The sequence below is a fragment of the Borreliella californiensis genome (assembly GCF_014205885.1).
GTDB lineage: Bacteria > Spirochaetota > Spirochaetia > Borreliales > Borreliaceae > Borreliella > Borreliella californiensis.
The window spans coordinates 304,041-329,316 of the sequence record NZ_JACHFB010000002.1 but is presented as its reverse complement, the minus strand read 5'-3'; the positions used below and the strand labels follow the sequence as shown (position 1 = coordinate 329,316).

The following is a 25,276-nucleotide window of genomic DNA, read 5'->3' as shown; positions in this document are numbered from 1 at the left end:
AATATGTTTTATTTTAGATTAGCATCCAAGATTTGTATATTTGCAGACTTGTTAAGCTTGCCATACATATCTTGCTGCACTTGAACAACAATTTGCTGTTGTTGAACATTAATCATGTTATTTCTTATTGCATCTTTGACAATCAAATCTGCAGTAGGAGACACTTTGTCATTCAAGCCTAAAAATCTCTGAGCATATTTTTCTGTAACCTTAATAATATGAAACCCTTCCTTTGAAGCAATAGGCGAAGATATATCACCCTTATTAAAATTAAAAACCTCTTTCACAAAATCGGCACCAAGAAGATTTTGAGCACCTTGATCACCCCTTGACAAAAACCCAAGATCGCCATTTTTAGCCTTAGAAGACTCATCATTTGAATATTTTCTTACAGCTTCTTCAAAAGTAATTTTTTTTGATCTTATTTGGCTTAAAATATTTTTTGCTTGATCGAGAACATCTGATCTTTTTTTATCTTTAGTAGAAAAAAATACATGACTAACTCTTGAAATATCAGGATTTACAAATTTAGTTTTATTGGCCTCATAATACTCAACAATTTCTTTCTCACTAGGGGTTTTAATTTCAGAAAACTTTGGCTGAGCTTGCTTTAAAACAAGTTTTTGAGAAGACAGAGATCTTTTCATTGAAGACAAAAGCTCACCCCAATTTGTACCTTGTTTTTCTATCATCTGCTTGATTTGCTCATCAGTAAAATTTACAAGTCCAAATTGAGTTCTAATTGTTTGCATAACCTCATCATCTGAAATTTTAATTCCTTGTTTTGAAGCCTCTTGGCTAAAAAGAACATCTGCTATTAAAACTTGCAAAACTTGCTTTTTCTCAGCAGCAGTCAAATCTCTACCTTGAGTCTTTTTAAATATATCAACCTTAGAATCAAAACCGGTTTTAGTAATAATTTCATTCTTATATAAATTAATAATAGCAACAGGAGTATTTTGAGCAAAAGAGTTAATCCCCACAATTCCCAATATTACCCAAAATAAAAAACTCTTCATAACATAACCTCTTATTAAAGAATCACTTACCCACTAATTTAACAAAATTTTACATTTAAATCTAGTTAATAAAAAATTTTCATCTATACAAAAAACTAGAAATTCCTTGTCCGCCGCCAATACAAATAGATACTATTCCTTTTGTTTTATTCTTCATTTTCATAGAACGAGAAAGTGTTAATAAAATTCTTGAACCACTAACTGCAAATGGATGTCCCAAAGCAATAGCACCGCCATTTACATTAATAATATCGCTGGTTATATTATATTTTTTAAACAAGGCCTTTTCAATGCTTAATGCTTGAGCCGCAAACGCTTCGTTAACCTCAATCAAATCTATTTCGCTAGGGTTTAAACTTAATTTACTAATAATGCCTTCAATAGCCATATAAGCTCCAAAACCCATATAAAGCGGATCAAGACCAACGCTTTTAAATCCCCCAATATAAGCTAATGGGCTTATCCCTAAGCTTTTTGTTCTTTCCTCGCTTGCCAAAATTAAAAAACAAGCTCCATCATTTAAACTAGAGGAATTTCCAGCAGTTATTGTACCCGATTCTTTAAAAACAGAATTAAGAGATGCTAGCTTATTTAAAGTTAAATTATCTCTTATTTCCTCATCACTTGAGACAATCCGGCTAGAGTTGGTCTTCTTATCAAAAACAGCCAGAGGATAAATTTCATCTTCAAAATATCCAAGTTCTCTTGCCTTTAATGCCTTTTTATGAGAATTATATGCAAATTCATCTTGCATTTCCCTTGTAATTTTATATTTTTCTGAGAGATTTTCTGCCGTAAGCCCCATGGAAATAAAATTTAGAGAATCTATTAAAGCATCTTTTTGGATTGAATCTTCAAGTCCAAAATTACCAAATTTAAGGCCATCAAATCTAATCTTTCTGGGCAATAAATAAGGAGAATTGGTTAGATCTTCCACCCCTCCAGCCAAAACAATATCATTATCCCCAAGAGCAATAGAATTAAATGCAAGCTCCAAAGCCTTAAGACCAGAACCACAAACTTTATTAACGCTAAATGCAGGTACAGTATCGCCCAAACCAGACTTTAAAGCAATTTGCCTTGCAATATTTTGGCCAAGCCCTGCAGATATTACATTGCCAATAATAACCTCATCCACTTCGCATAACTTATTTCTTTCAAGTAAAGCTTTAACAACTTTTGAAGATTCATCAACAATATTCAAACCCCTAAAAGAACCTCCAAACTTAAAATTAGGGGTTCTAAGTCCACCAATAATAGCTACCTTTTTTATCACAATTACTCCTAAAGTCTTATTAAACTATATTGAATTATACAATACAATAATCACTATAAAAACTAAGTTTATTTTTATTAAATAAACTATTTAACTTAAATTATTTAATAAATAAACTAAAATGCTATAATTTTAAAATGCAGTTTAAAAAAAAAATTTTAATAATATTTATAATTTCTGCTTTAAAAGCTTATTCTTATAATTATGCAATTCAATACAAAAATGAAGGTATTGATAAATATTATTTTGAAATACTAAATGACGGATTCGGATTTTCATTAAGCGATTTTTTTGATGATTTGAGAAGTGGATCTCTAATTTTTACCTATGCCTCAAAATACAATTTTATAATCAATCTAGAAGCACACATGTTAACTTATAGAGGCTACAAAGACTCACCAAAATCTTTAATTAGTAGAACAGACTTAATTGAAATAGGTTTCATGTATTATTTTCCAATCTTATTGATAATTAATGGAAAAAATTTTGGAGAAATAGACTTGGGAACTGGGATTAAAAACTTATTATTTGGCGACTGGGGAGGGCACTTAATGCAAAATATAATTCATCTCATTTTAAATCAACGCCGCCCAATTCCAAGTATAAAAAGCTATGACAGCTACAATTATAGAGGATTTTTAAGCTTTGCTCTCAATTACTCATACATGAATTTCTTAAATTTAGAAAATTATATGGATTTATCTTATTTTGCAGATTATTTTATCAAAAATAGTATTGGAATTACTTTAAAAAATGAAAATATTGGATTTGATATAAAAATTTACTCCCAAATTCAAAATCAAATCAAAATCCTTAAAACATATTCAAAAACACAAGAAGCAGAAACAGGAATTGGAATAAATTATCAATTTTACTCTAAAAATTTTTTCATAACCAATAATTTAAACATTAAAAATTTTTCAACTAAAGAAAATTTCTTAAGCGTTGGAGGATTTGGAATAATAATTACACCTGAAGAATGCAAAAAAATATCAGAATCAAATAATGAATTTAATGTTGTAAGTAATAATTTTTATTTTGGATTTGACATTATGATCCCATTAAAAATAAGAAATTCATTATTTTATAAAATAAATGAAAACATCAACAATTACTTTTCAATATCAACAAATTATTACACTAATTATAATGAAACTAATAGCTTTACAAATCAATTATCATCAGGCATCATGTATGAATTTTTACCACAAAAAACATTCAATCCTTACATAATTTCGGGATTGTTTTTTGCCTATAATCAAAACAACCAAGACATTAAAAGCATCTTCAGACCAATAAGAATAAAAAATATTCTTCAGGTTGGAATTGAAAATGAATTAGGATTTTTGTTCAAAATGCTAAAATACCGCAACACCGAGTATATTTTCAAAATATATTCAAAAGTTAGTTATATCCCTCTAGCTTATAACTTAGACGAAAAAAAATTAGAAAAACATTCTATTAACTTTAATTATTTAGGAATTGGATTGGTCGTTAAATAACAATTAATACTGATGATCTTTGTTAACAAACTTAGTAATGTGCGGCAAAAATAATATATCTGCTCTACCTGTAGGACCATTTCTATGTTTCGCTACAATAACCTTAGTTTCTATTGGCTCTATCTCAGCAGAAGACTCAAATTTAAAATCCTTATCCCTGTGAAGCAAAATTACAATATCGGCATCTTGCTCTAACGCTCCTGATTCCCTTAGACTGGCAAGATTGGGCTCACGTCCTTCTGTATCTCTTGTAAGCTGAGATAATGCAACAATAGGAATCTCAAGCTCTCTAGCAAGCTCCTTGAGAGATTTACTAATCGAAGCAACTTGTTCATGCCTTGGAAGATTTTTTGTTTCAAAAGAAATCAGACTAATATAATCAACAAATATTATATCTATACCATAAAATCGCTTAAGTTTTCTAGCTTGAGTTGCTAAAGTTAGTAAACTAATATTGGGAGTATCTTCAATATAAAGCTCAGAATCACTAATCTCATTTACAATATCATTTAGTGATTTTATCTCTTGCCCAGATAAAATGCTATTTTGAACTTTAAAGCTATCAATACAAGATTGAGAAGATATTATTCTTTTTATTAAAGCATCTGCTGTCATTTCAAGAGAAAAAAATCCTACTTTTTTCTTTCCTTCTTTTCTCAATGCTATAGCAGAAGCAATATTTAAAGCAAATGCCGTTTTACCGATGCTAGGACGAGCACCAACTATAATAAAATCACTGTTTCTAAATCCCCCAATAAGAGAGTCGACCTTTCTAAAGCCACTTGGAATGCCAAAGTTTGCTTCTTTTTTCTTCATACTACGCTCATATATCTCATTATGAACACGTTCTGCAATAACTTTAGCATGATAGAGGTTTTTACTAGAATAATCTAACTCAATTGAAAGAATCTTTTGTTGAGATTCTTCAACAATCTCATTAATAGATTTTGTAGAATCATTAATATAGTCATTAAGCTCTTTAGACACATTTAAAATGCCTCTACGAACACTCTGCTCTTTTACAATTTTCGCATAAACATTTATAGTTCTATCTGTTGGCAAATAAACTGAAAGTGAATCCAAATAATCTGGCAAATTGATTAAATCTTTTTTAATCAATAGTTGACTTTTTGAAACATTCTTAGATACTTCTTCAAAAACGGTAATAGGGTCAATATTTTCCCTTTTTTCATAAAGCGAAACCATTGCTTTAAAAATTAACCTATGAGTTTCATTGTAAAAATCATCGGCTCTTACATGAAAAGCAATTTGCTCTAATTTATCTGAATTATAAAATATACTAGAAATTACTGCTTTTTCTGCACCATCATTAAAAAGAAGTGCAGAATTTGAAAAAGCTGCTAAAGCCACAAACTACACCCTTTCTTTCTAAGCCTACTCATCCGTATTATTTAACTTATTTAAAGACTTTTTATCCTCTTGCTTTTTCTCTTTTTTTATCTCTACTTTAATAATAGAACTAATACCCTCATAAAGCTTGATTGTCACATCATAAGTTCCAAAAGTCTTTAAAGTTCCATGATGTATATCTATTTTTCTTCTCTCTATGTCAAAGCCAAGTTTTAAAAGTTCATCAGCAATATTTAAACTGTTAACACTATGAAACAATTTTCCAGAATCATTAGATTTCATAAAAAATTCTAATTTGACAAGATCAAGCTTAGATTTCAAATCGTTGGCCATTTGCTTTTTTGTTTCTTGTTTTTTTAATATTGATCTTCTTTTTTGATTAAAAATCTCAACATTATGTTTATTTGAAAAAACTGCAAAACCTTTGGGCAATAAATAGTTTCTTGCAAATCCATCTCTTACCTCTACGGCATCTCCTTCTTTTCCAAGATTGATAAAATCTTCCTTTAAAATCACTTTCATAATTACCCCCCAAATAATTATTTTTTTACAAAAGGCAACAAAGCCATATATCTTGCCCGTTTAATTTCTAATGCCAAACGCCTTTGATGTTTAGCAGAAGTTCCAGTAATTCTTTTGGGTAAAATTTTACCTTGCTCAGTAATAAACTTTTTAAGAAAATCAAAATCCTTATAATCAGGATGTTTGCCAGAATCACAAAATTTACATGACTTTCTCTTAAAAAATCTAAAATTTGAATTTTTCTTAAAACCATCCTGCTGACTTTCAAATCTTGAATCTCTTTGATTTGCATCTCTATCTTTATACATAAGCTTAAACTCCATTAAAAAGGTATATCTTCGTTAAATTTATCATCAACAATATCAATATCCTTGACTACGTCTTCTTTTTTATAATTTGTTAAACTATTAATATCTGAATCTTGCATTTGCACAGTATTAGAACCTGAACTAAACATTTGCAAATTATCTACAAATATATTTACTTTACTCTTCTTATCACCAGTATTCCTATCTTGCCAGCTTTCATATTTAAGAGATCCACTTACCACAACTTGTTTGCCCTTTTTCAAATAATCGTTGAGACTTTCGGCTCTTTTTGAAAAAATAACACAATCAAAATATTGTGGATAATCAATCCATTCATCATTTTTCTTCATTCTTCTATTATTAGCTACAGAAAACCTAAGAACAGCCATGCCACTTTCTGTATAAGAAAGCTCAGAATCTCTTGTAAGCCTGCCAGACAATACCAACGAATTAATATCAGCCATTCAAAACCCTCTTATTTTTCCTGAATATCTGTGCTTTCAGAACCTGTTATTGTTTCAACTTTAGAGGCGCCTTTAAGACTGTCTTTGTCAGAATTGTCTCTAAATTCTCTAAAATTTCTTCTTTTGATTTTTTTAGTATTAATCTTTCTAACTATCTTAACCAAAATCATATACCTAAGCAAATTTTTAATTAACTTAAGCCCTGATTCAAATTCTTTTAAATTATTACTTTCCATACTAAACTCTATTATTTCATAACGACCTCTAGCCTGCTTTTTGATGGGATATTCTAAGGCCCTCTCTCCAATAAAATTGCTAATAATATCGGTTGCACCAAAAAATTCTAAAGATTTTTTAACCTCTTCTAAAGAACCCTTATATTCAATTTCTTCACTTTTAAACAAAAAACATGCCTCATATCTTTTAATCATTACTCTAAAACTCCTTATGGTCTATCGCATTGCAAAACATGCAACAAAGGCTACTTAGTTAGTATATAAAAGAGACCAATTTTTTTCAACAATAAAAACTTTTTATAATATACAAAAGGTAACTAAAAAATATTCTTAATCCTTAATCTTCTTCTAATTCACTAAGCTTATAGGCTTTTCCCGATTTGCCTTGCTTTTCAAGTTTTTTATCTTCTTTCATTTCAATATAAGTCTTAAAGCCTTTTTTTACATTATCAACTGCAACCATAACACTAGCTTCAAAAAGACTCTTTGGAGAATAGGTATCAATGGCCTTTTTAATATAATAAACATTAGATCCGTAAAAGAGCTGAACCTTGCCATTAACAAGCACCACTTTAAGAACTCCAGCTTCTTTAAGTAAATCATTATCAACAAGCTCAGTATTAACAACATCTACATGCAATCTTGTAGAACAAACATCAAGCTTTACAATATTATCAAATCCACCAAGCCCCTGAATTAAAAGATGAGCAATCCCGAGACCCTCTAGCTTGCCTTCTTGTCCTTCAAAAAATGGATCGTCTGTAACAAATATCTGAAAATCAAAATATCTATAAAGCCAACTAAAAGTAAAATAATAAAGAGCAAAAAATATTGCCCCTAAAGGTACTATACTAATCCAATTTGTCTTAGAATTTCCTTGAAGTATTCCAAACATGAAAAAATCCAAAAACCCAGTAGAAAAGGTATTGCCAATAGTAACATCAAAAAAATTAGCAAGCAACAATGCAAATCCCGAATAAGCAGCATGAACAAAATAAAGCAAAGGCGCTGTAAAAATAAATAAAAATTCTAAAGGCTCAGTTATTCCTGTTAAAAAAGCTGTCAAAGCCCCAGATAAAAGAAGTGCTGAAACCTTATCCTTATCTTCATGAACAATGCCCTTGTAAACTCCTAATGCTGCTCCAGGCAGTCCAAACATAATAGAGAGATAAAATCCACTACCAATCTTGGCAAAACCTGATGAAAATTTAACAAGTGATGGGTCTAACAACTGCTCATAAAATATATTCTTAAGCCCTCTAACAGTATTGCCATTAACTATCTCCACTCCCCCCAAAGAAGTAAACTCAAAAGGAAAAGATAAAATAGAATGCAATCCCAAAGGCAATAAAAGCCTATTTAAAAATCCATAAAGAAAACTACCAAAATATTCAAACTTAAAGACAAACACACCTAAAGATGCAATCAACTTGTCAAAACTTGACCAAATCAAACAAAAAAATATAGCCAAAATAATACAAAAAGGCAAAATTATTACTATGGGAACAAAATGACACTCTGAAAAAAATATAAAAGGCTTGGGCAGCTTCATATTATAAAATTTGTTATGCAAATAGCCAACTACAAGGCCTACTGCTAAAGAACCTGCAATTCCCGTATTTAAAGTTTGAACACCAAAAAAATTTATACGCCCCACAGAAGACATTGTCTCTGCTTCAACAAGTCCTCCTGAGAAAGTCTCAATAAAATAATTTCCAGTAATATTAAATGTTAAATAGCCAATAAGACCCCCTAAAGCCGCTGTTCCTTGCCCCATTCTTGCAACTCCAATAGAAATTCCAATAGAAAAAATTAAAGGCATATTGAGAAGAATAGCATTGCCTATAGCCTTCATTAAACCTAAAACATCTTGAATAAAAATTTTATCAACATAAAGAACACTAGAAGAATTTGAAAATACAGATCCAACACCAATCAATATACATGAAACTGGTAAAATAGAAATAGGTACTCGTAGTGCTTTAGAAAATTTTTGCAAACTTGAAAAGTTAATTATTTTAATAAAATTAATCATGCTAAGCCTCTCCAATGCTAATTTCAGCAAACACTATTCATTATAAAGCTTTTTTTGAAAAAAAAAACTTTACTTACCAAACAAGCCTAATAATAAGATTAAATAAATCAAGTAAGATTTAATTTGATCTTGTGAAAAACTTACAATTAAAGTAATGTATTATATATTTTTTATAAATAAATGATAAAATGGAGGCAAAGTTGTGCCCAGAGAAACCAAACATAAAAATTACTCATTAAGCGATGTTAATACAAGCAAAATACCAAAAAATGAACTTTTCAGTTCAATATCGCATCTTTTTGGAATTATTTTGTCTATCATTGGAACAACAATTCTTGTTACAGTATCTACTCTTAAGAAAAAAGATTTACATATACTTGTATTTTTTATTTACGGATTTTCAATGACCCTATTATATGTAATGAGCACTCTTTACCACATATTTCCAAAAGGAAGTAAAATAAAAAAAATATTTAGAAAATTTGATCATATTTCAATATTTATCCTAATAGCAGGAACATATACTCCTGCATGTGCAATCCTTGTACCAAACAAATCAGGACTAATAATCTTATGTATAGTATGGGGTGTGGCTATAATTGGAATCATTTTTAAAGCAATATTTACAAATAGCCCCGGATGGTTTAATGGATCCATATTTATAATCATGGGATGGATCATCATTTTTAAAATTAACCCCATTTACAAAGCTCTTAATGGAAAAGGATTTTTTTGGCTAGTTTTTGGTGGAATCGTATATACAATAGGAGGAATAGTATACGCATTAAGTAAAAAATTTAATCCAACAATTAACATGAAAATGCATGATGTATTTCATATATTAATAATAATCGCATCAGCGTCTCACTTTTGGCTTATGCTAAAATACATTTCTAATTTTTAATTAAATATATTTAAAAGACCTTTCAAATCGTTAAAAAGGCCTAAGACAAAAAGAAACAGCCCCAAAAAAATGCCAAAGCTATAAAAAGAATAAATGGTTTTTGCCTTAAATCTTTTTCCACGTAAAAGTTCAACAAAGCTGATAAAAATTTGTCCTCCGTCAAAAATAGGTATTACAATAAAAAACAGATTCATACTAGCAAGAATTAAGCTCAAGAAAGAAATGCTATTGATCCAATACAATAGCCCTAAAGAATAAGATGAAGAGAGAATGCTCACAATTCCAACAGGGCCTGATACACTCTTAGAAGTATTTAAAAAATTTGTGAGTAAGAAAAAAATAGAATACAAAATGTCTTGCAAAGCATTTACAATCTTAAAAAAAGAATTTTTAATGGCACTTGAAACATTTTCTACTTTAACTACCCGTTTTAAAGGTGGCGAAAAATATATACCAATCATCTTATTTTTATCATGAAATACCAATTTTGAAGAAAAAATCTCTCCATTTCTAGAAAACTTAATCTCCACAACATCCGAATTTAAATTCTTAAGAAGATCATCTAAATCTCTTTTATTTCTCAAAAGAATATTATCAATGCTAATTATTTCGTCACCCGACTTCATTCCCGCAATCTTAGCAGGCGAATTTAAAACCACATCTGCTATCACAAGATCAATCCAAGGGCCAATTTCTTTTAAAAAAGATTGCAAACTAACGGTCTCTTTAAAAATAATATTTTCTTTTCCCCTTAAAACATCAAATGTAACCGTAGATTTTTCCTCAGGAATAACTTTCCCTAAATCAGAAAAATATTCGACTTTGTTATTATTAACCTTTAATATAACATCACCGTCTCTAAATTTATCTTTTAAAAAAGAATCTTTATTTAAAACACTAATCCTTGCAGAATAATCAAAATATATAACACCCACCATACTTATGAAAATGAAAACAACAAATGAAAAAATCAAATTAAATAAAGGACCTGCAAAATATATTAAAATTTTTTTAAAATGTGAAATTCCAAACAAAGAATCTTTATCTGCTTCTAATTCTTTATTTGCTTTAAGCTCCTTTTCTAAGTGATCAAATCCCTTAAGTTTACAATATCCTCCTAGAAGAATTGGAGAAAGTCTATATTCAGTATTATTAATTTTAAACTTTAATATGCTAGGACCTATGCCCACAGAAAAAACTTCAACTTTAACTTTGAAAAGTTTAGCAAATAAAAAGTGACCTAGCTCGTGAATAAATATTATAAAACTAAGAGCCAGCACACTAAAAAGAATATACATAAATTCCCTCCAAAAACCACTAAGATAAGTATAAATAAAATATCGGACCTGTCAAAAGAAAAGAGTCAATAGAATCAAGAGCCCCACCCCTACCAGGAATAATTTTCCCAGAATCTTTTACTCCAGCACTTCGCTTTAATCCAGATTCAAACAAGTCGCCAATAATGGTAAAAACTCCAATTAAAATGCCCAAAATAACAGACTCTCCATAGCTTAAATTTATTAATCTAAAACCTGCCGCAAATATAGCAGTAAACACAGAAAACAAAATGCCACCCAAAAACCCCATTAATGTTTTATTTGGGCTAATAATAGTGGGACGATAACTGTTTTTACCTAAAAAATAACCAAAAAGATATGCAAAAGTATCATTTCCACTTACCATAGCAAAAAGTATTAACATTAAAAATGGCGCCTTAGGTAAAGTTGTAATAGAAACTGTAAAAGACATTAATGTTCCCGGATATATAAGTATAAAAAGTATTGAAGTTGCTTGAGACAAAAAGTTTCCAATCTCATGTTCTTTAATAAACACCAAATTAACAATCCAATTGCTAAAAACTAAAGCTATAACCAAATAATATATTACATTCATGCCTAAATAAAAAACATTAAAATGAATATAGGTTAAAATTGGAGGAACAAACCCCAAAAAAAAAGATAATATGCTTGAAAGTCCTGACGATTTGAATTTTAATTTTAATAAATCATTAACCTCTTTTGCCGCAAAACCACTAAATATAAAAATTAAAACATTAAGGAATAAATAATTTTTAAAATCTAAAAATATTAAAAATAAAATCAAAGGAACAAAAAATAGAAATGTTCCCAACCTTGCAAAAAAAGCAAATCTATTAATCTTACTCAATAAATCATCTCCCAAAATTTCTTCTTCTAAATTGGAAACATTCCAAATCCTTACTATATCTATCGTCATAATATTCAGGCCACAAAACATTTGAAAAAATCAATTCAGAATAAGCAATTCTCCACAAGAAAAAATTACTTATTCTAATATTTCCACCTGTACGTATTAAAAGATCAAGATCAGGCAGCTCTGGATTGTCCAAAAAACTGGAAAAAGCATTCTCATTTAAAGACTCTAAATCAAAATCACTTAAAACAAATTTTTTAACAGCTCTAAGTATTTCATTGCGACCCCCATAATTGATTGCTAAATTTAAAATAAGGTTGTTGAAATTTTTAGAAAAGCTAATAGAATCTTTTATAGAACTTTTTACTTCCTCGCTTAAAGACTCAACATCTCCTGAAGCTATTATTTTTATTCCATTTTTTTTGTAAAAATTAAATTCAGCTCTCAAATAGTTAGCAATTAAAAACATTAACTTTTCTATCTCACAATCATCCCTTTTCCAATTCTCAGTAGAAAATACATAAAAGGATAAATACTTAATACCTATCCTTAAAGAATGCTTAACTATTTCTTTTGCTCTTTTAAGACCCTCTTCATAACCCTCCAAAGAAGACAATCCTTTACTTAAAGCCCACCTTCTATTGCCATCCATAATGATTCCAACATGACTTGGAAGAGAACCTTTATTCATGAATTTAAGCTTCCATTATTGCTTGAATTTTAGATTCTAAAATAGAATCTATCTTTTTAATATAAATATCTGTAGATTTTTGAATATCATCTAAAATTCTTTTTAAACTGTCCTCTGTAATTTCTGATTCTTTTTCTTGCTTTTTAACTCTATTGTTTAAATCCTGCCGTATATTTCTAGTTGAAATTTTATGCTCTTCTGCTATTTTTTTAGCATGCTTTACAATGTCTTGCCGCCTTTCACTAGTTAAAGTCGGAACTTTAATTCTAATAACTGAACCATCACTTGAAGGATTCATAGAAAGATCAGAATTAAGTATGGCTTGTTCTATTTTATTCAAAATACTTTTATCCCAAGGTTGAATAACAACAAGCCTTGCTTCAGGAATTCTAATACTTGACACCTGAGTTATAGGTGTTCTTTGGCCATGGTATTGAATAAAAATTTTATCAAAAATATTACTACTAATTCTGCCTGTTCTTAACGTTTTATATTCATTATCAAGTGATAAAAGAACTTTGCTCAACTTTTCATCTAGAAAAGCCTTATAATCTTCCATATAAACTACTCCTTGCTGATAAAAAGCAGTACATTACTTACCCTATTCTTAAATATTTAAACTCAACTATTTCTATCTTACTTGAAATTGATTTTGAAATCTCTTCAAGCATTTCCCTTACAGTGATTTTATCATTCTTCACAAAACTTTGTTCAATAAGAGAAATCTCAGCAAGATGTTTTTTGATTTTTCCTGCAACTATACCTTTGACTATACTTTCTGACTTGCCGCTAGATTCTAATTGTTTAGCAAATATTTCCTCTTGTTCTTTAATATAATTTGGACAAACATCTTCATTTCTCAAATAAACAGGAGCAAAAGCAGCCACGTGCAAAGCTAAATCCATAGCAAAATTTTGAAACATTTTATCTTCAGTTTTAGAAAAATCATCTACCTTTAATTTAACTAAAACACCTATCTTGGATTGTTCGCCATGCAAATAAATTTTTACAAACTCATTAGATTGAATTTCGGTAATAAAAATTTTTTTAACCTGAATATTTTCTTTTATTGTAGCTGCTAAATTTTTAAGCTCTAACTCTTGAGAAGTAGTTAAAGAATCTCTTCCACTTTCTACCAATTCCTTAATCAAAGAGCTGCCAAAATTAACAAAATTATGATTTAAAGCAACAAAGTCTGTTTCACAAGAAACAAGTAAAAGCCCAGCATGAATATTATTTGAATATGAGAATACTCTGCCTTCTTTTGCATCTCGATCAAGTCTTTTCTCAGCAGATGCAATTCCCATTTCTCTAAGTTTCTTTTTAGCCAATTCAAAGTCTCCACCGACAGCAGACAAAGCTTTTTTACAATCTCCAAAACCAGCATTGGTTTCTTCTCGAAGCTTTTTTACATCTTGAGGACTAATAATGCTCATAAATTACTCTCCCCTTTCTTGAATAGAATCACTTTTATCATTTTTAATTTCAATTTCTTTCATCAAATCTTCTTCATTTAAATTTTCAATTATTTGAATACCAACCTCTTTATCACTTTCTAAAATAGCATCAGATATTATTTTAGTAAACAAAGCAACAGAACGAATTGCATCATCATTACCAGGAATTGGACAATCAATAACATCTGGATTACAATTCGTATCAACCACAGAAATAATGGGGATTTTTAATTTTCTAGCTTCATTAATAGCTATCTGCTCTCGCTTAGGATCAATGATAAAAATAGCACCAGGAAGTGTTTCCATATCCTTGATACCTGTTAAATTTTTTGCTAATTTTGATTTTTCACGATTAAGTTGCGAAATCTCTTTTTTACTTATCATATCAAAAGTTCCATCAACTTCCATCTTTTCTAGCTTTTTTAATTTTTGAACAGATTTTCTAATCGTATTAAAATTAGAAAGCATACCCCCAAGCCATCTATTGTTTACATATGGCATATCACTTCTTCTTGCTTCTTGTTCTATTATCTCGCTAGCTTGCTTTTTGGTTCCAATAAAAAGTACCTTTTTACCATCTTTTATTACCTTTTGAACAAGCTCATAAGAATCTTTAATGCCTTGCAAAGTCTTTTGAAGATCTAAAATATGTATTTCATTTCTCTCCGAAAAAATAAATCTTTTCATTCTAGGATCAAGTCTTTTTACTTGATGACCAAAATGAACTCCGGCCTCCAATAGGCTCTTCATCGTAACAATTGCCAAATCAACCTCCTATTATCCTTCTCTTTTACTCACCATGAAAACACACGGCGGAAATTATCCCTTCTTTTATAAGAATAATAATAAAACAATCCAATTAATAAGTCCATCTCATTAAAAATAAACATTATTCTCTTTAATAAAATTATCAACAAATTATATTAATAAAAATATTAAAAGCTAAGTTAATATCCAACTCTTTTAAAAATCATTCTTTCACAAATCATTCTTATTTCTTTCAGAGAATTTAATCAAACCTATTAAAATAACTGACCCCAAAATAGGAAATAAATAAAGAACAAAATCTATTTGCCTTTCATAATAATCAGAATAAAAAAAAGGAATAAAAAACAAAAATACAATACCACCTAAAAAGCTTATTAAATAAACTACTAAAAACTTAAAATTCAATATGTTTAAAAACATAACAAAAAAGCTTACAAGAAAAGAAATAACAATGTTTGTTAAAATCAAATGAGAAAAAAATACTATCATACTCCCCCTCTTAAAAAGAACTAATTAGATAAACTAAATCCTGACAAATCCCCAAGATTAATAAGAACGCTATAAGCATCATCAACAATACTGCCCACACCCATAACAAAAATTGCCAAATTATACTTGGGGGCAATATCTTTTGTAAAAAAATCCTCATTTATATGTTTTAGATCAATTGGCCTTTTCTCTTTGTCTGAAAAATTGAACTTTTTAATAGATTTTGAAAAACCCACATATTCTCCTTTGTCAATATAGGACCTATATATGTTTTTCTTCTCAAGAATATCAGATGAAGCAGTACTTCCATTTCTCACAATAATAATAGCTTCACCAGGAACATCCTTTCTTAATTCTCCAAAATTTATTTCAAAATATAAAGGCAATTTGCTATCTACCCATTCTTTATTTAATTTAAAAACAGGTTTACCTGAATAAATAGTAGAACTCAAATTTATCTTATAAAACCCTCTATTATTAAATTCACTAACATTGTCAAAAACACCCTTTAAGGCTTCAAAATCTTTTTCTACGCTTTTTTGGAAACTACTTATGTGATAATTAGCACCTTCTGGATAAAACTTGTAATATATATCAAAACCTCTTAATTTATCAGCTGCTTGATTGGAAAAATAGCCTGCTGGTAAAAAAAAAGCCAAAGAATCTCTTGAAATTCGACTGTCAACCTTTTCTGGTGAAGGAAGTATTAAAATATTGTCAAGACCACATCCAAAAAACCCCATACAAAATATAAAATAAAAAATAAAAAAAATTATAAAACCTCCCCCAAAATATACAAATTATTAATTTTGTTTAAGTTCTAAAATTTTATTATTTGCTATGTTTATATATAAATTATTTTCATATGGAAACTTAACAATCTCTTCATATACTTTCACAGCAAGATCCTTATCTTTTTCCTCAATCAATATTGCCTTACTCAAAAGGGCTCTTACCTTTAAAAAGCCCAAACTAGTACTATTGATAAGATCTTCATAAACTAACAAAGCATCTTCTTTTAATCCCATTTTTTCATAAACTACAGCTTTATTAAGAAAAGCAATGTCACTTTCAATACCCTTTGCTTTAATGACAATATCTAAATTTTTAATAGCTTCATCATACTGTGCTTGGCTTTGGAAATAAGCAGCTCTGGCCAAATAAAACCTTGAAATAAAATAAGATGAAATTTCTTTTTCCTTTGAAATAAGTTCCCTTATCCTAAGAAATATTCTTTCTCTCTCTTTGACATCATTTTCTTTTAAATAATCATTTAAATCTTTTTCAAGATTTTCTACTATTTCTCCACCACTTTTCACATAATCTTTACTTAAAAAATTATAAAAAACAACAATAACAGATACAAACACAAAAATAATAGCAATAAAGAAAAATAAAAGTTTATTTTTAGCCATCATTTATCCCTCTTTAGCAAATTTTCAAATGGCTTATACGATTCCTCATCATTACCCTTAAATAAATAAGAAGAAATCTCTTCTCTTGATCTTTGATTTTCATACTCCCTATAAGAAAGCAGTACTGATTTATCCTTAGAATCAATACTTGTTATTACCACTTTAAGCTTGTCTCCAACATTTAATTTTTCGAAAGTTTCTAAACTAGATTCTTTTGTATCCCCTAGTTGAATTTTACTAATAAATCCCATTATTTTATTATAAACTCTTACTTGAAAGCCTTTTGATTTTTTCTCTACAATCTCAACCTCAATAGCATCGCCTTTTTTATAGCTTTTAGAAAAATCTTCCCAAGGACTCTCTTCTAGCTGTTTAATTCCTAATCTAACATTTCTTTTGCGCCTGTCAACCTCAAGCACTTTACCATTAATTAAATCACCTATCTTGAAATATTCTTCAGGATCAATCTCCTCAAGCCAAGAAATATCAAACTTACTAACATAAGCATCTATACCTTCTTCAATATTTACAAAAGCGCCCGCTTTTGTAATATTAGTAACAACTCCTTGAACAACTCTTCCAATAGGATATTTCTCAGTCAATCTCTCCCAAGGATTTTCATTAATTTGTTTAATACCTAGCGATATTTTTTGATTTTCTTTATCTATCTCTAAAATCTTAACTTCTACAATCTGGCCAAGTTTTATTAATTCTTGAGGGCTTTTTATTACTCTTATCCAAGAAAAATTACTTATATGCAAAAATCCTGATAATTCGCTGTCAAGCTCAATAACAGCTCCAAAGGGCAAAATTTTTACAACTTTCCCTTTTACAATGCTATCAATTTTATATTTAACATCTACAGAATCCCAAGGATTTGCTTTTAAAGCCTTAAGAGACAATTCCATCTTGCCTGTTTGTGGGCTTATCTTAATAATTTTCAACTTTAACTTATCACCAACTCTAACAAAATCTTCAATATTTTCAACTTGATTAAAGGCAATATTTCTTTTATGCAAAATTCCTGTAACAAAATTTTTAATTTTTACAATAGCACCATATTCTGTAATACGCTCAACAACACCATCAACAACATCTTCTTCGTTGTAATAACTTACTAGCTCTATTCTCTTAGCAAGATCTCTTTCTTTTTCTAAAGTGCGCCTATCAAGAATAAGTCTCAAACCATCCGTTTCGCTTGCTTCAAGGATATAAAATTCAACAACAGTCCCTCTCTTTAATTTCTCATCCTTAGATTTAGAGCTTAAATAAAAAGGCATAAAGCCAGAAACATTTTCATTAATTTGAATCTTATAGCCATTTGGAAGTTCAACCAACACTTTGCCTTTAATTATTTTTTTATTTTGAATATATTCATACACTTTATCTTTAAAATTTAAAGAATCAAGCTTTTCAACACTTAAAATAAGGCCCAATTCTCCACCAATTCTTACAACAATTGCTTCAAGTTTATCACCAATTTTGGGAACATTTTCAAATTCTTCAATCTTGATAAAGCCTTCCGATTTATAACCAATATCTACTAGAATATAATCCTTCATAATGTTAACAACCGTCCCAGAAACACGACTTCCAAGTTCTACTTTTTCAAGTACTTTCAAATAATTTTCTTGTAAATCTTTTTGATTTTCCATTCTCACCTCTCTCTTACTTTTTTCAAATTAAACTTTTCTATTATAATATTACACACATCGTCTAATCCTTTGTAGCTTGTATCAAGGTAAAAAACCCCTTTTGATAATTTTAACTTACCATATTGTTTTTTCTTGTCAACATCATCTCTTCTTTTAAGAGTACGCTCTAATTCTTCTAAAGTCTCATTCCCATTTCTTTGCTTATATCGCCTTAAAGCTCGAACTTTAACAGAAGCATCAAGATATATTTTAAATTCAGATTCTGGAAAAACTACAGTAGTAATATCTCTACCTTCTATTATATAATTATCATCGCTAAATTTAACAACCTCTCTTAATTTTTTATTCACAATGTTTCTTATTCTAATATAAGAAGAATAAAAAGAAACTTGAAAATCAATCTTATCGTTTAAAATTTGATTTTCAACATTCTCCCCATTAAGCAAAAAGGTAGAATTGTTAAAACTTATATCATTCTCAAGAATCAAATTTAAAAGACTATTCTCACTAATAAAATCGCTGCCACCCATAAGAGATCTTTGAGCAATTAAAGTTATTATTCTATAAAGATGTCCAGAACTGATAAATTTATAGTTCAGCCTTACACCAAGCTCTCTTGCAATTGAGCTTTTTCCTGATGCTGAAGGCCCATCAATTCCTATTATCATTTAATTTCTCCAGCTTGGATTTCAAACTATTTATCTTAGATAAAGGAACAATTTTTACTTGACCTTCCCTTAAACTATCCAAATTAATATTGCCAATTCTAATTCTATGTATTTTTTTTAAAAAAATATTTTTACTCAAAAACACTTTTCTTATTTCTCTATTTTTCCCTTCGTCTAAAATCAATCTAGCAGAATTTTTATTTAAAATTTCATAAGATTTTAATTTAAAAAATTCTTTTTTTACCTTTATACCCGATTTAAAAGAAACAAGCAAATTTTCATCAATATCTTTTTTTGACTCAATAATATATTCTCTTTCAACTTTTTGCCTAGGATGAATAATATCATTTGCAAATTTACCATCATTGGTGAATAATAAAAGTCCAGAACTTTTAAAATCAAGTCTTCCAATTGAAAAAACACGCTCTTTAAATAAAGGCTGAACCAAAGATATTGCCAACTTTCTCCCATTAACATCAAAATTAGAACATAAATAATTTCTAGGCTTATTAAGAGCTAAATAAATTTTATTATTACTTTGTAAATCTTTAAAAACAAATATCTGTTTTTTATAAATTATTCTATCTCCTAAAGCTACTTTATCTCCAAGCTTAGCAATAGCGTTATTAACTCTTATAAGCTTCTTTCTTATCAGCTCCTCACAAAATCTTCTTGACCCTACTCCCTTTTCAGCTAAAAAAACGTGAACTCTTAGGGTTTTAAGTGCAATCATTAATTTTACAACCTCGATACAATACTAATTTATGATTCAAATATCCTAAATTTACAATATTAAGCATTTTGCACTCAAGAGATACTAAAAAATAAGAAAATCTCTCAAAAGAATAATTATCGGCATTAAAATCTAAAAGAGAATCAAAAATTACACTGCTCTCTTTATTTAAAATAGAAATAATTTTCATCTTTTTTTCAAAAATTTTCAATTCATATTTATTGTAAACAACTTTAAATTTTTCATCACACAAAAAATTTTTATTAATAACTTTTTTCTTTAATGCGCCAGACTTTCTCTTCAAATTTTTCTTTTTATTATTATCATTAGCAATAGAATTAATATTTTTAACAAAATTATCACTATCACCAGAAATAAACTCTTCAATAATTTTTGAGTCATAGAATTTAAAATTCTTTGTTTGATTTAATTGTAATTTTTCATTTTCTCTATTTTTGCTATAAAATACTAAGCTTTGAATAACTTTGCGCTCAACTTTATCTTTGTATTCAAGCTTCAGTGGAAATAAAATTTGAGTTTTCCAATAAAACAAATCATTGGCAAGACAAAAAAAATCAAGCAATCCCCTAATGCTTATGTTAAGGTCATCTGAAACAGCTATAAATTCTTCAATTATTGGATTTAAACTCAAAGTCCTCAGAATATGCCTATTCATACTAACATATTCAAAAAAAAGCTCTATTCCGCCTGTAAAATTATCAAGACTGATAGAGTAACTATCCAATTCAGACATTTAAATTTTCCATATTACTCAGATTTATCTTCTTTAAATTCAATAAAATTATCATCCTCTTGATCAAAATTATTAAAAATTATTTCTCTAAGTCTCTTATCCAAATCATTTGCAAGTGCTACTTCTTTACTAAGATACTCAATAACACTCTCTCTCCCCTGTCCCAACTTATTATCTCCCAATGAATACCAAGAACCTGTTTTTTGTATTAAATTATGCTTAATAGCGGCATCTAAAATACCAGCTTCTCTTGAAATACCTTTCCCAAAATAAATTATCAATTCTACTTTACGAAAAGGTGGAGCAACCTTATTCTTCACAATCTTAACTCTAATCTTATTGCCAATAACATCATCACTTGAGCTTGATCTGGTTACTTGTTCGATCTTTCGAACCTCAAGCCTAAGAGATGCATAAAACTTTAAAGCATTCCCGCCAGTAGTAGTCTCGGGATTGCCAAACATAACACCAATCCTCATCCTTATTTGATTAATAAACATAATGCAAGCATTGGATTTGGAAAGTATACCAGTAATCTTCCTAAGAGCTTTACTCATTAGCCTCGCTTGAAGACCAATCTGAGAATCTCCCATTTCTCCATCTATCTCTAATTTAGGAGTTAAAGCTGCTACAGAATCAACTACAATTAAATCAACACCACCACTTCTGATTAAATGCTCAGCAATTTCAAGGGCTTGCTCTCCAGTATCGGGCTGACTAAGCCAAAGTTCTGCAACATTAACTCCTAAGGCTTTTGCATAAACAGGATCAAGAGCATGCTCAGCGTCAATAAAAGCAGCTATCCCCCCCTCTTTTTGTACCTCGGCAATCGCTTGAAGAGTCAAAGTAGTTTTGCCAGACGACTCGGGACCAAAAATTTCTATTATGCGCCCCCTAGGATATCCACCAATGCCAAGAGCCTCATCTAATACAATAGATCCACTTGACATAATCTTTATACCCTTTCCGACAGGAGATTCTCCCATCTTAATAAGACTTCCCTTTCCAAAAGCTTTTTCTATTTGAACTCTTGCAAGCTCAATAGCTTCCTCTTTATTTGCTCTTTCTGTGCCAACAACAACTTTTTCCCTTTTTTCTTTTAACTTTGACATTCTTAAATTTTTCCTAGCTAAATTTTATAGGTTCTATTTTCTTTACAAAATATTTAAAGTTAGTATTATTTATAACAAAATTGAGACTATCCCCTTCCTTAGAATCAAGTAAATTTTCTCCAAAAGGCGATTTATATGAAATAATGCCTTCATCGGGGTTTGATTCCCAAGGTCCAAGTATCAAATAAGATTCATCTTTACCTGTAGCTTCATTTAAAATGATAACCTTCGTCCCAAAACCAACAACAGAACTTTGAAGATCCTTAGTATCTATAACTTTCGCATTCTCTATTTCCAACATTAAGGAGTTTAATCTTTTTGTCAAAAACTGTTGTTTTTCCTTAGCAGAATGATATTCAGCATTTTCTTTTAAATCACCAAGTTCACGAGCTTTTCCAATTTCTTTTGAATTTTCTGGAATTTCAACTTCCTTTAAATGCTTAAGCTCTTTTTGCTTTTTGTTCAAAGAACTTAATATGGTTAAAAATCCAATTTCCATTCTCTCGCCTGCAAGCTGCATCTTTTCATCTTCAAACTCAACCGAATCAAATAATTGCCTTATTATTGATTTAATCTCTAAAAGATCCTTTGGGGGGAAATCTTTTACATAAAAACAAGTCATATAAACTCTTTTTGCAAATTCTTCATCTCTTGCAACCTCTAAGACCGATTTAAGATATCCATCTTTAACTAAAAGATTAATTACCATTTTATAAATTCTTTTACTTGCAACAGAATTATTTTTATTATTAATTTTGATAACACTATCTGTTAAAATTTTAATCAAATTAGATAAAAGATCTGAATCTGAATAACTCAGTTCTATAGAATAAGTTTTACAGTGCTTCAAAATCCAAATATAAGCATCTTTATAGATCTTATAATTTTTTATAACATAATTAAATAATTTTTCCACTTCTCTGGGATCTTCTTTATAAAGTGATTCAACCAATCTCTTATTAACAGAATGAGGAAAAAGTTCTTTGTAGTACAAAATCCAATTGCTAAGCTCTTTTTTAATTAAAGCAACTAATTCTTTTTTGATTTCTGCATTCAAAATTGAATTAAAAAGATCCACTATCCCTTTTGGATACTCTTTTAAAAGAGATTCTAAATTAACATCTTTTTCTATATTAACTTTTGATGACAATTCTTCAGAAAAATTACCTAAAGATTTAAGAATAACGTAAGAGCTTATAACATGATGATCGACTTTTGTAAAATTGTTAACATAAATTAAAAAATAGTTAAGCATCTCTTCTTCAATATGTAAATCCTTAACAATTCCCTTAACATTACAATAGTTTATAAATATCTCGTATCTTTTATAAAAATCTTTCTCAATCTTAAATTTATCATACATTTTTTCATTTAAATTGGAAGATCTCTCATTATATATATAGCAATCAAGCTTGCCAGAATCCATAACAAAATGGGGATTATCCTTTAAAATTTGCTTTGCTTTCAAACTCCATGAATTCCACGAACTTTGAGTCATCAAGCTTGGCACCAACTCTTTTTTTATTCCCTTTAAATCAATAGCTTTATAACTTTTTATAATAACCTTTATAGCCCACTCAATATCTTTTTTTACTCTATCTGCAAGTTCCTCTCTAGGCGTTACAGCCTTTAATACTCTAATATCTTCTCTGCCAAGAGGAGACAAAGCCGACATAGCCATATCAAACCCAATAAAATGGCCTCTTTTGGAAACAAAATCAACCATAATGCCATTGTCATTTACATCCCTTACTATTCCAACAGACCAAGTCTGATGATAAACAAAATTACCCTTTGCAAAAAACAAATATTTTTCAAAGTCTAAATATACATCAACAAAATTTTTATCTAAGTTTTCAATATCAGACTTTAAAAGATAATCCTCAATATTTTTAACATCTTTATACCTTTCTCTTAAAAATTTAACTAAATTTTCTCTTGCCTTATGATTTTTGTTATCAAGCTTTAAAATACCTTTTAAAATTTCTATTGTCTCATCAACATTATCAGTCAAAGAATAATGATCAAATAAATCCTCATAAAGAACTATAGCCTTTTTAAATCCAAGATCTTTTTCAATTTTTTGTAAAATAAGCAAAAAAGAATCAAAATCACCTGAAACATAATGAATAAGCTTAGCCCATACTTCCCTGATTCCCGACATTTGTTTTTTATCAATAAAACGATAAATAGCTTTTCTAAAATAGAAAATTGACTTTTGCAAATCAATAGTTTCATAATAAGTAGCAAGTTGTCTAACAAACACAGTGTCATCAATATCTGCTTCAATAATTCTAGTCCAAATACTTGGAAGCTTATCATTTTCATTGTTCTGAGCATATATTTTTGCAAGAGTATAAAGAGCGTGCTTATTCTCAGAAATTAAAAGCATTTCATTGCATATATGCTCAACAAGAGCCCATTTTAAATTTTGAGAAAACAAATCAATAACAGCAAGCAAATTCATATCATTTAAAGGTCGCCTACTATATATGAGCATTCCAGAAATATAAAGACCTGCTATGCTTTTTTTAACGTCCTTTAAATGCCTGCCGCAAATATCAAGCACATCCTCTGTTAACCCCTCATCAATTATATTGTCTATCAAATCATCCAATTCTTTTATTTTGGCAAGAGAATAATTATTAACAACTATTCTTGTCCACTTATCTTCTTGTAAAATACTATCTAATTTCTCTATGGTAGTAATATTAGACATCAAACTCTCCTAATATCGATTTTTTAGCATCAAGCAACTAATTTACATACTGTTGATAAATACCCAGGTCTATTTCTTTTATATATAACAAAATCTCATCAATACGTGCTCTATCTTCTTTTATCCTTACATAATGATCAATAAGCCAAAAATATTTATTAATAAGCCTAGGAAGCAATATGCTCTCATTTATTGATCTATAAGACTTTTCTTTAAGTTCATTACGCAAACTGTAAACAGACTGCTTTAGCTGTCCAAGCTCTATAGGCCTTAACTCTCTTTTAATATTAAAAACACCATTAAGAGAGCCATAAACAGGAATCCATTCTTTTATAAGATCATCTGAAATATCTCTGTCAGACTTAATAAGATCTATTAATTTTAAAATCATATCAGACTCAAGAGAATATATATCTATCTTTTGAGGATTGATAAAAAAAGCTTCTCTGAATAAGACTTTAGCCTCTTTAATTTCATCAACCAACGCATAAGAATCAGCAAGCTCTGCAACAACATCTGAATTATCTTTAAAATCTCCTAATATTTGCAAAAAAACATTTATTGCTCTCTCGTAATTTCCCATACCTTTATAAGACTTAGCAATTTTTATTAAAAGATCCAAATTTTCTGGATGCATTTTGTATATATTTTTATATATATAAAGACAGGTCTGAAACACAAAATATTTTATAGAATTGCGACCTTGTAAAAAATTAAAGCCCATCTTTTTCAAATATCGTCCTGCAAAATTATTCCACTCTCTTATTAAAAACTCTGCCTTTTCATAATCTTGCCCTATCCTATCAAGGCTTTCAACTTGACCATTCCAATACACAGAACTTTTCAAAGCTGTTAGAATTTCAATATTATCAAAATCAAGAGAATGGGCCTCTTCGGATTTTACTAAAGCTTCTTTGAAATTGCCTCTTCTAAAATCTAAATAAATCTCTTTAATCAATTCAACGATTCTTTCTGATGACACATCCCCACCATTTTAAACAATATA

At 29.1% G+C, this 25,276-nt stretch carries 26 protein-coding genes; 2 read left to right on the top strand and 24 right to left on the bottom strand.

The window, feature by feature from the left end; all coding sequences use genetic code 11:
• Window positions 1-8 precede the first annotated feature (8 nt).
• Complete coding sequence (locus tag HNP67_RS03720) at window positions 9-1,019, bottom strand: peptidylprolyl isomerase (protein ID WP_184125058.1); 1,011 nt, start codon at window positions 1,017-1,019, stop codon at window positions 9-11.
• 79 nt (window positions 1,020-1,098) lie between these two features.
• Window positions 1,099-2,295: an acetyl-CoA C-acyltransferase gene (locus tag HNP67_RS03715; RefSeq protein ID WP_184125056.1), complete on the bottom strand. Its 1,197-nt coding sequence runs from the start codon at window positions 2,293-2,295 to the stop codon at window positions 1,099-1,101.
• A gap of 137 nt (window positions 2,296-2,432) precedes the next feature.
• Between HNP67_RS03715 and HNP67_RS03710 the strand changes: the two genes are divergently transcribed.
• Window positions 2,433-3,797, top strand: a complete 1,365-nt coding sequence (locus HNP67_RS03710) for a hypothetical protein (protein ID WP_184125054.1) — start codon at window positions 2,433-2,435, stop codon at window positions 3,795-3,797.
• Between the two features lie 3 nt (window positions 3,798-3,800).
• On the opposite strand, the gene dnaB is transcribed toward HNP67_RS03710, so the two are convergent.
• The 6 genes from dnaB to HNP67_RS03680 form a co-directional block, all read right to left on the bottom strand.
• The gene (dnaB, locus tag HNP67_RS03705; protein ID WP_184125052.1) at window positions 3,801-5,168 is read right to left on the bottom strand and encodes a replicative DNA helicase; all 1,368 of its coding nucleotides are present in this window, start codon (window positions 5,166-5,168) and stop codon (window positions 3,801-3,803) included.
• Between the two features lie 24 nt (window positions 5,169-5,192).
• Window positions 5,193-5,690, bottom strand: coding sequence for a 50S ribosomal protein L9 (gene rplI, locus HNP67_RS03700; RefSeq protein ID WP_184125050.1), 498 nt, complete (start codon window positions 5,688-5,690; stop codon window positions 5,193-5,195).
• Between the two features lie 17 nt (window positions 5,691-5,707).
• Window positions 5,708-5,998 (bottom strand): 30S ribosomal protein S18, encoded by a 291-nt coding sequence (gene rpsR / locus HNP67_RS03695; protein WP_184125048.1) that lies wholly within the window; start codon window positions 5,996-5,998, stop codon window positions 5,708-5,710.
• A gap of 14 nt (window positions 5,999-6,012) precedes the next feature.
• On the bottom strand, window positions 6,013-6,462 hold the full coding sequence (locus tag HNP67_RS03690; RefSeq protein ID WP_184125046.1) for a single-stranded DNA-binding protein: 450 nt from the start codon (window positions 6,460-6,462) through the stop codon (window positions 6,013-6,015).
• Window positions 6,463-6,473: 11 nt separating this feature from the next.
• Window positions 6,474-6,893 carry a 30S ribosomal protein S6 gene (gene rpsF / locus HNP67_RS03685; protein ID WP_184125044.1) on the bottom strand — a complete coding sequence of 140 codons (420 nt, stop codon included), beginning with the start codon at window positions 6,891-6,893 and terminating at the stop codon, window positions 6,474-6,476.
• A 142-nt stretch (window positions 6,894-7,035) separates the two neighbouring features.
• Window positions 7,036-8,733: a PTS transporter subunit EIIC gene (locus tag HNP67_RS03680; protein WP_184125042.1), complete on the bottom strand. Its 1,698-nt coding sequence runs from the start codon at window positions 8,731-8,733 to the stop codon at window positions 7,036-7,038.
• Between the two features lie 202 nt (window positions 8,734-8,935).
• Between HNP67_RS03680 and trhA the strand changes: the two genes are divergently transcribed.
• Window positions 8,936-9,637 carry a PAQR family membrane homeostasis protein TrhA gene (gene trhA, locus HNP67_RS03675; protein WP_184125040.1) on the top strand — a complete coding sequence of 234 codons (702 nt, stop codon included), beginning with the start codon at window positions 8,936-8,938 and terminating at the stop codon, window positions 9,635-9,637.
• Here trhA and rseP read toward each other — a convergent pair.
• From rseP to HNP67_RS03595, 16 genes are all read right to left on the bottom strand, one after another.
• A complete protein-coding gene (rseP, locus tag HNP67_RS03670) occupies window positions 9,634-10,935 on the bottom strand; it encodes an RIP metalloprotease RseP (RefSeq protein WP_184125038.1) in 1,302 nt (433 codons plus the stop codon). The genes trhA and rseP overlap by 4 nt on opposite strands.
• Window positions 10,936-10,954: 19 nt before the next feature.
• Window positions 10,955-11,818 (bottom strand): phosphatidate cytidylyltransferase, encoded by an 864-nt coding sequence (locus HNP67_RS03665; RefSeq protein WP_184125274.1) that lies wholly within the window; start codon window positions 11,816-11,818, stop codon window positions 10,955-10,957.
• On the bottom strand, window positions 11,808-12,500 hold the full coding sequence (gene uppS, locus HNP67_RS03660; protein ID WP_184125036.1) for a polyprenyl diphosphate synthase: 693 nt from the start codon (window positions 12,498-12,500) through the stop codon (window positions 11,808-11,810). The genes HNP67_RS03665 and uppS overlap by 11 nt, the downstream gene beginning before the upstream one ends.
• A gap of 4 nt (window positions 12,501-12,504) precedes the next feature.
• Window positions 12,505-13,059, bottom strand: a complete 555-nt coding sequence (gene frr, locus HNP67_RS03655; protein ID WP_184125034.1) for a ribosome recycling factor — start codon at window positions 13,057-13,059, stop codon at window positions 12,505-12,507.
• A 37-nt stretch (window positions 13,060-13,096) separates the two neighbouring features.
• A complete protein-coding gene (gene tsf, locus HNP67_RS03650; protein ID WP_184125032.1) occupies window positions 13,097-13,936 on the bottom strand; it encodes a translation elongation factor Ts in 840 nt (279 codons plus the stop codon).
• A gap of 3 nt (window positions 13,937-13,939) precedes the next feature.
• Entirely contained in the window at window positions 13,940-14,722 is a 783-nt protein-coding gene (gene rpsB, locus HNP67_RS03645; RefSeq protein WP_184125030.1) for a 30S ribosomal protein S2, read from the bottom strand.
• A gap of 213 nt (window positions 14,723-14,935) precedes the next feature.
• A complete protein-coding gene (locus HNP67_RS03640) occupies window positions 14,936-15,214 on the bottom strand; it encodes a hypothetical protein (RefSeq protein ID WP_184125028.1) in 279 nt (92 codons plus the stop codon).
• A 20-nt stretch (window positions 15,215-15,234) separates the two neighbouring features.
• Window positions 15,235-15,957 carry a hypothetical protein gene (locus HNP67_RS03635; RefSeq protein ID WP_184125025.1) on the bottom strand — a complete coding sequence of 241 codons (723 nt, stop codon included), beginning with the start codon at window positions 15,955-15,957 and terminating at the stop codon, window positions 15,235-15,237.
• 60 nt (window positions 15,958-16,017) lie between these two features.
• A complete protein-coding gene (locus tag HNP67_RS03630; RefSeq protein ID WP_184125023.1) occupies window positions 16,018-16,629 on the bottom strand; it encodes a tetratricopeptide repeat protein in 612 nt (203 codons plus the stop codon).
• Window positions 16,629-18,284 (bottom strand): 30S ribosomal protein S1, encoded by a 1,656-nt coding sequence (locus HNP67_RS03625; RefSeq protein ID WP_184125020.1) that lies wholly within the window; start codon window positions 18,282-18,284, stop codon window positions 16,629-16,631. Before HNP67_RS03625 ends, HNP67_RS03630 begins: the two co-directional genes overlap by 1 nt.
• A gap of 2 nt (window positions 18,285-18,286) precedes the next feature.
• On the bottom strand, window positions 18,287-18,952 hold the full coding sequence (gene cmk, locus HNP67_RS03620) for a (d)CMP kinase (RefSeq protein ID WP_184125018.1): 666 nt from the start codon (window positions 18,950-18,952) through the stop codon (window positions 18,287-18,289).
• Window positions 18,936-19,685, bottom strand: a complete 750-nt coding sequence (locus HNP67_RS03615; protein WP_184125016.1) for a pseudouridine synthase — start codon at window positions 19,683-19,685, stop codon at window positions 18,936-18,938. The genes cmk and HNP67_RS03615 overlap by 17 nt, the downstream gene beginning before the upstream one ends.
• Window positions 19,672-20,439, bottom strand: a complete 768-nt coding sequence (locus HNP67_RS03610; RefSeq protein ID WP_184125014.1) for a hypothetical protein — start codon at window positions 20,437-20,439, stop codon at window positions 19,672-19,674. The genes HNP67_RS03615 and HNP67_RS03610 overlap by 14 nt, the downstream gene beginning before the upstream one ends.
• A gap of 14 nt (window positions 20,440-20,453) precedes the next feature.
• The gene (recA, locus tag HNP67_RS03605; RefSeq protein WP_184125011.1) at window positions 20,454-21,551 is read right to left on the bottom strand and encodes a recombinase RecA; all 1,098 of its coding nucleotides are present in this window, start codon (window positions 21,549-21,551) and stop codon (window positions 20,454-20,456) included.
• A gap of 13 nt (window positions 21,552-21,564) precedes the next feature.
• Window positions 21,565-24,270 (bottom strand): transcription elongation factor GreA, encoded by a 2,706-nt coding sequence (gene greA, locus HNP67_RS03600; protein WP_184125009.1) that lies wholly within the window; start codon window positions 24,268-24,270, stop codon window positions 21,565-21,567.
• 37 nt (window positions 24,271-24,307) lie between these two features.
• Entirely contained in the window at window positions 24,308-25,252 is a 945-nt protein-coding gene (locus tag HNP67_RS03595; protein ID WP_184125007.1) for a tetratricopeptide repeat protein, read from the bottom strand.
• Window positions 25,253-25,276: the final 24 nt, after the last annotated feature.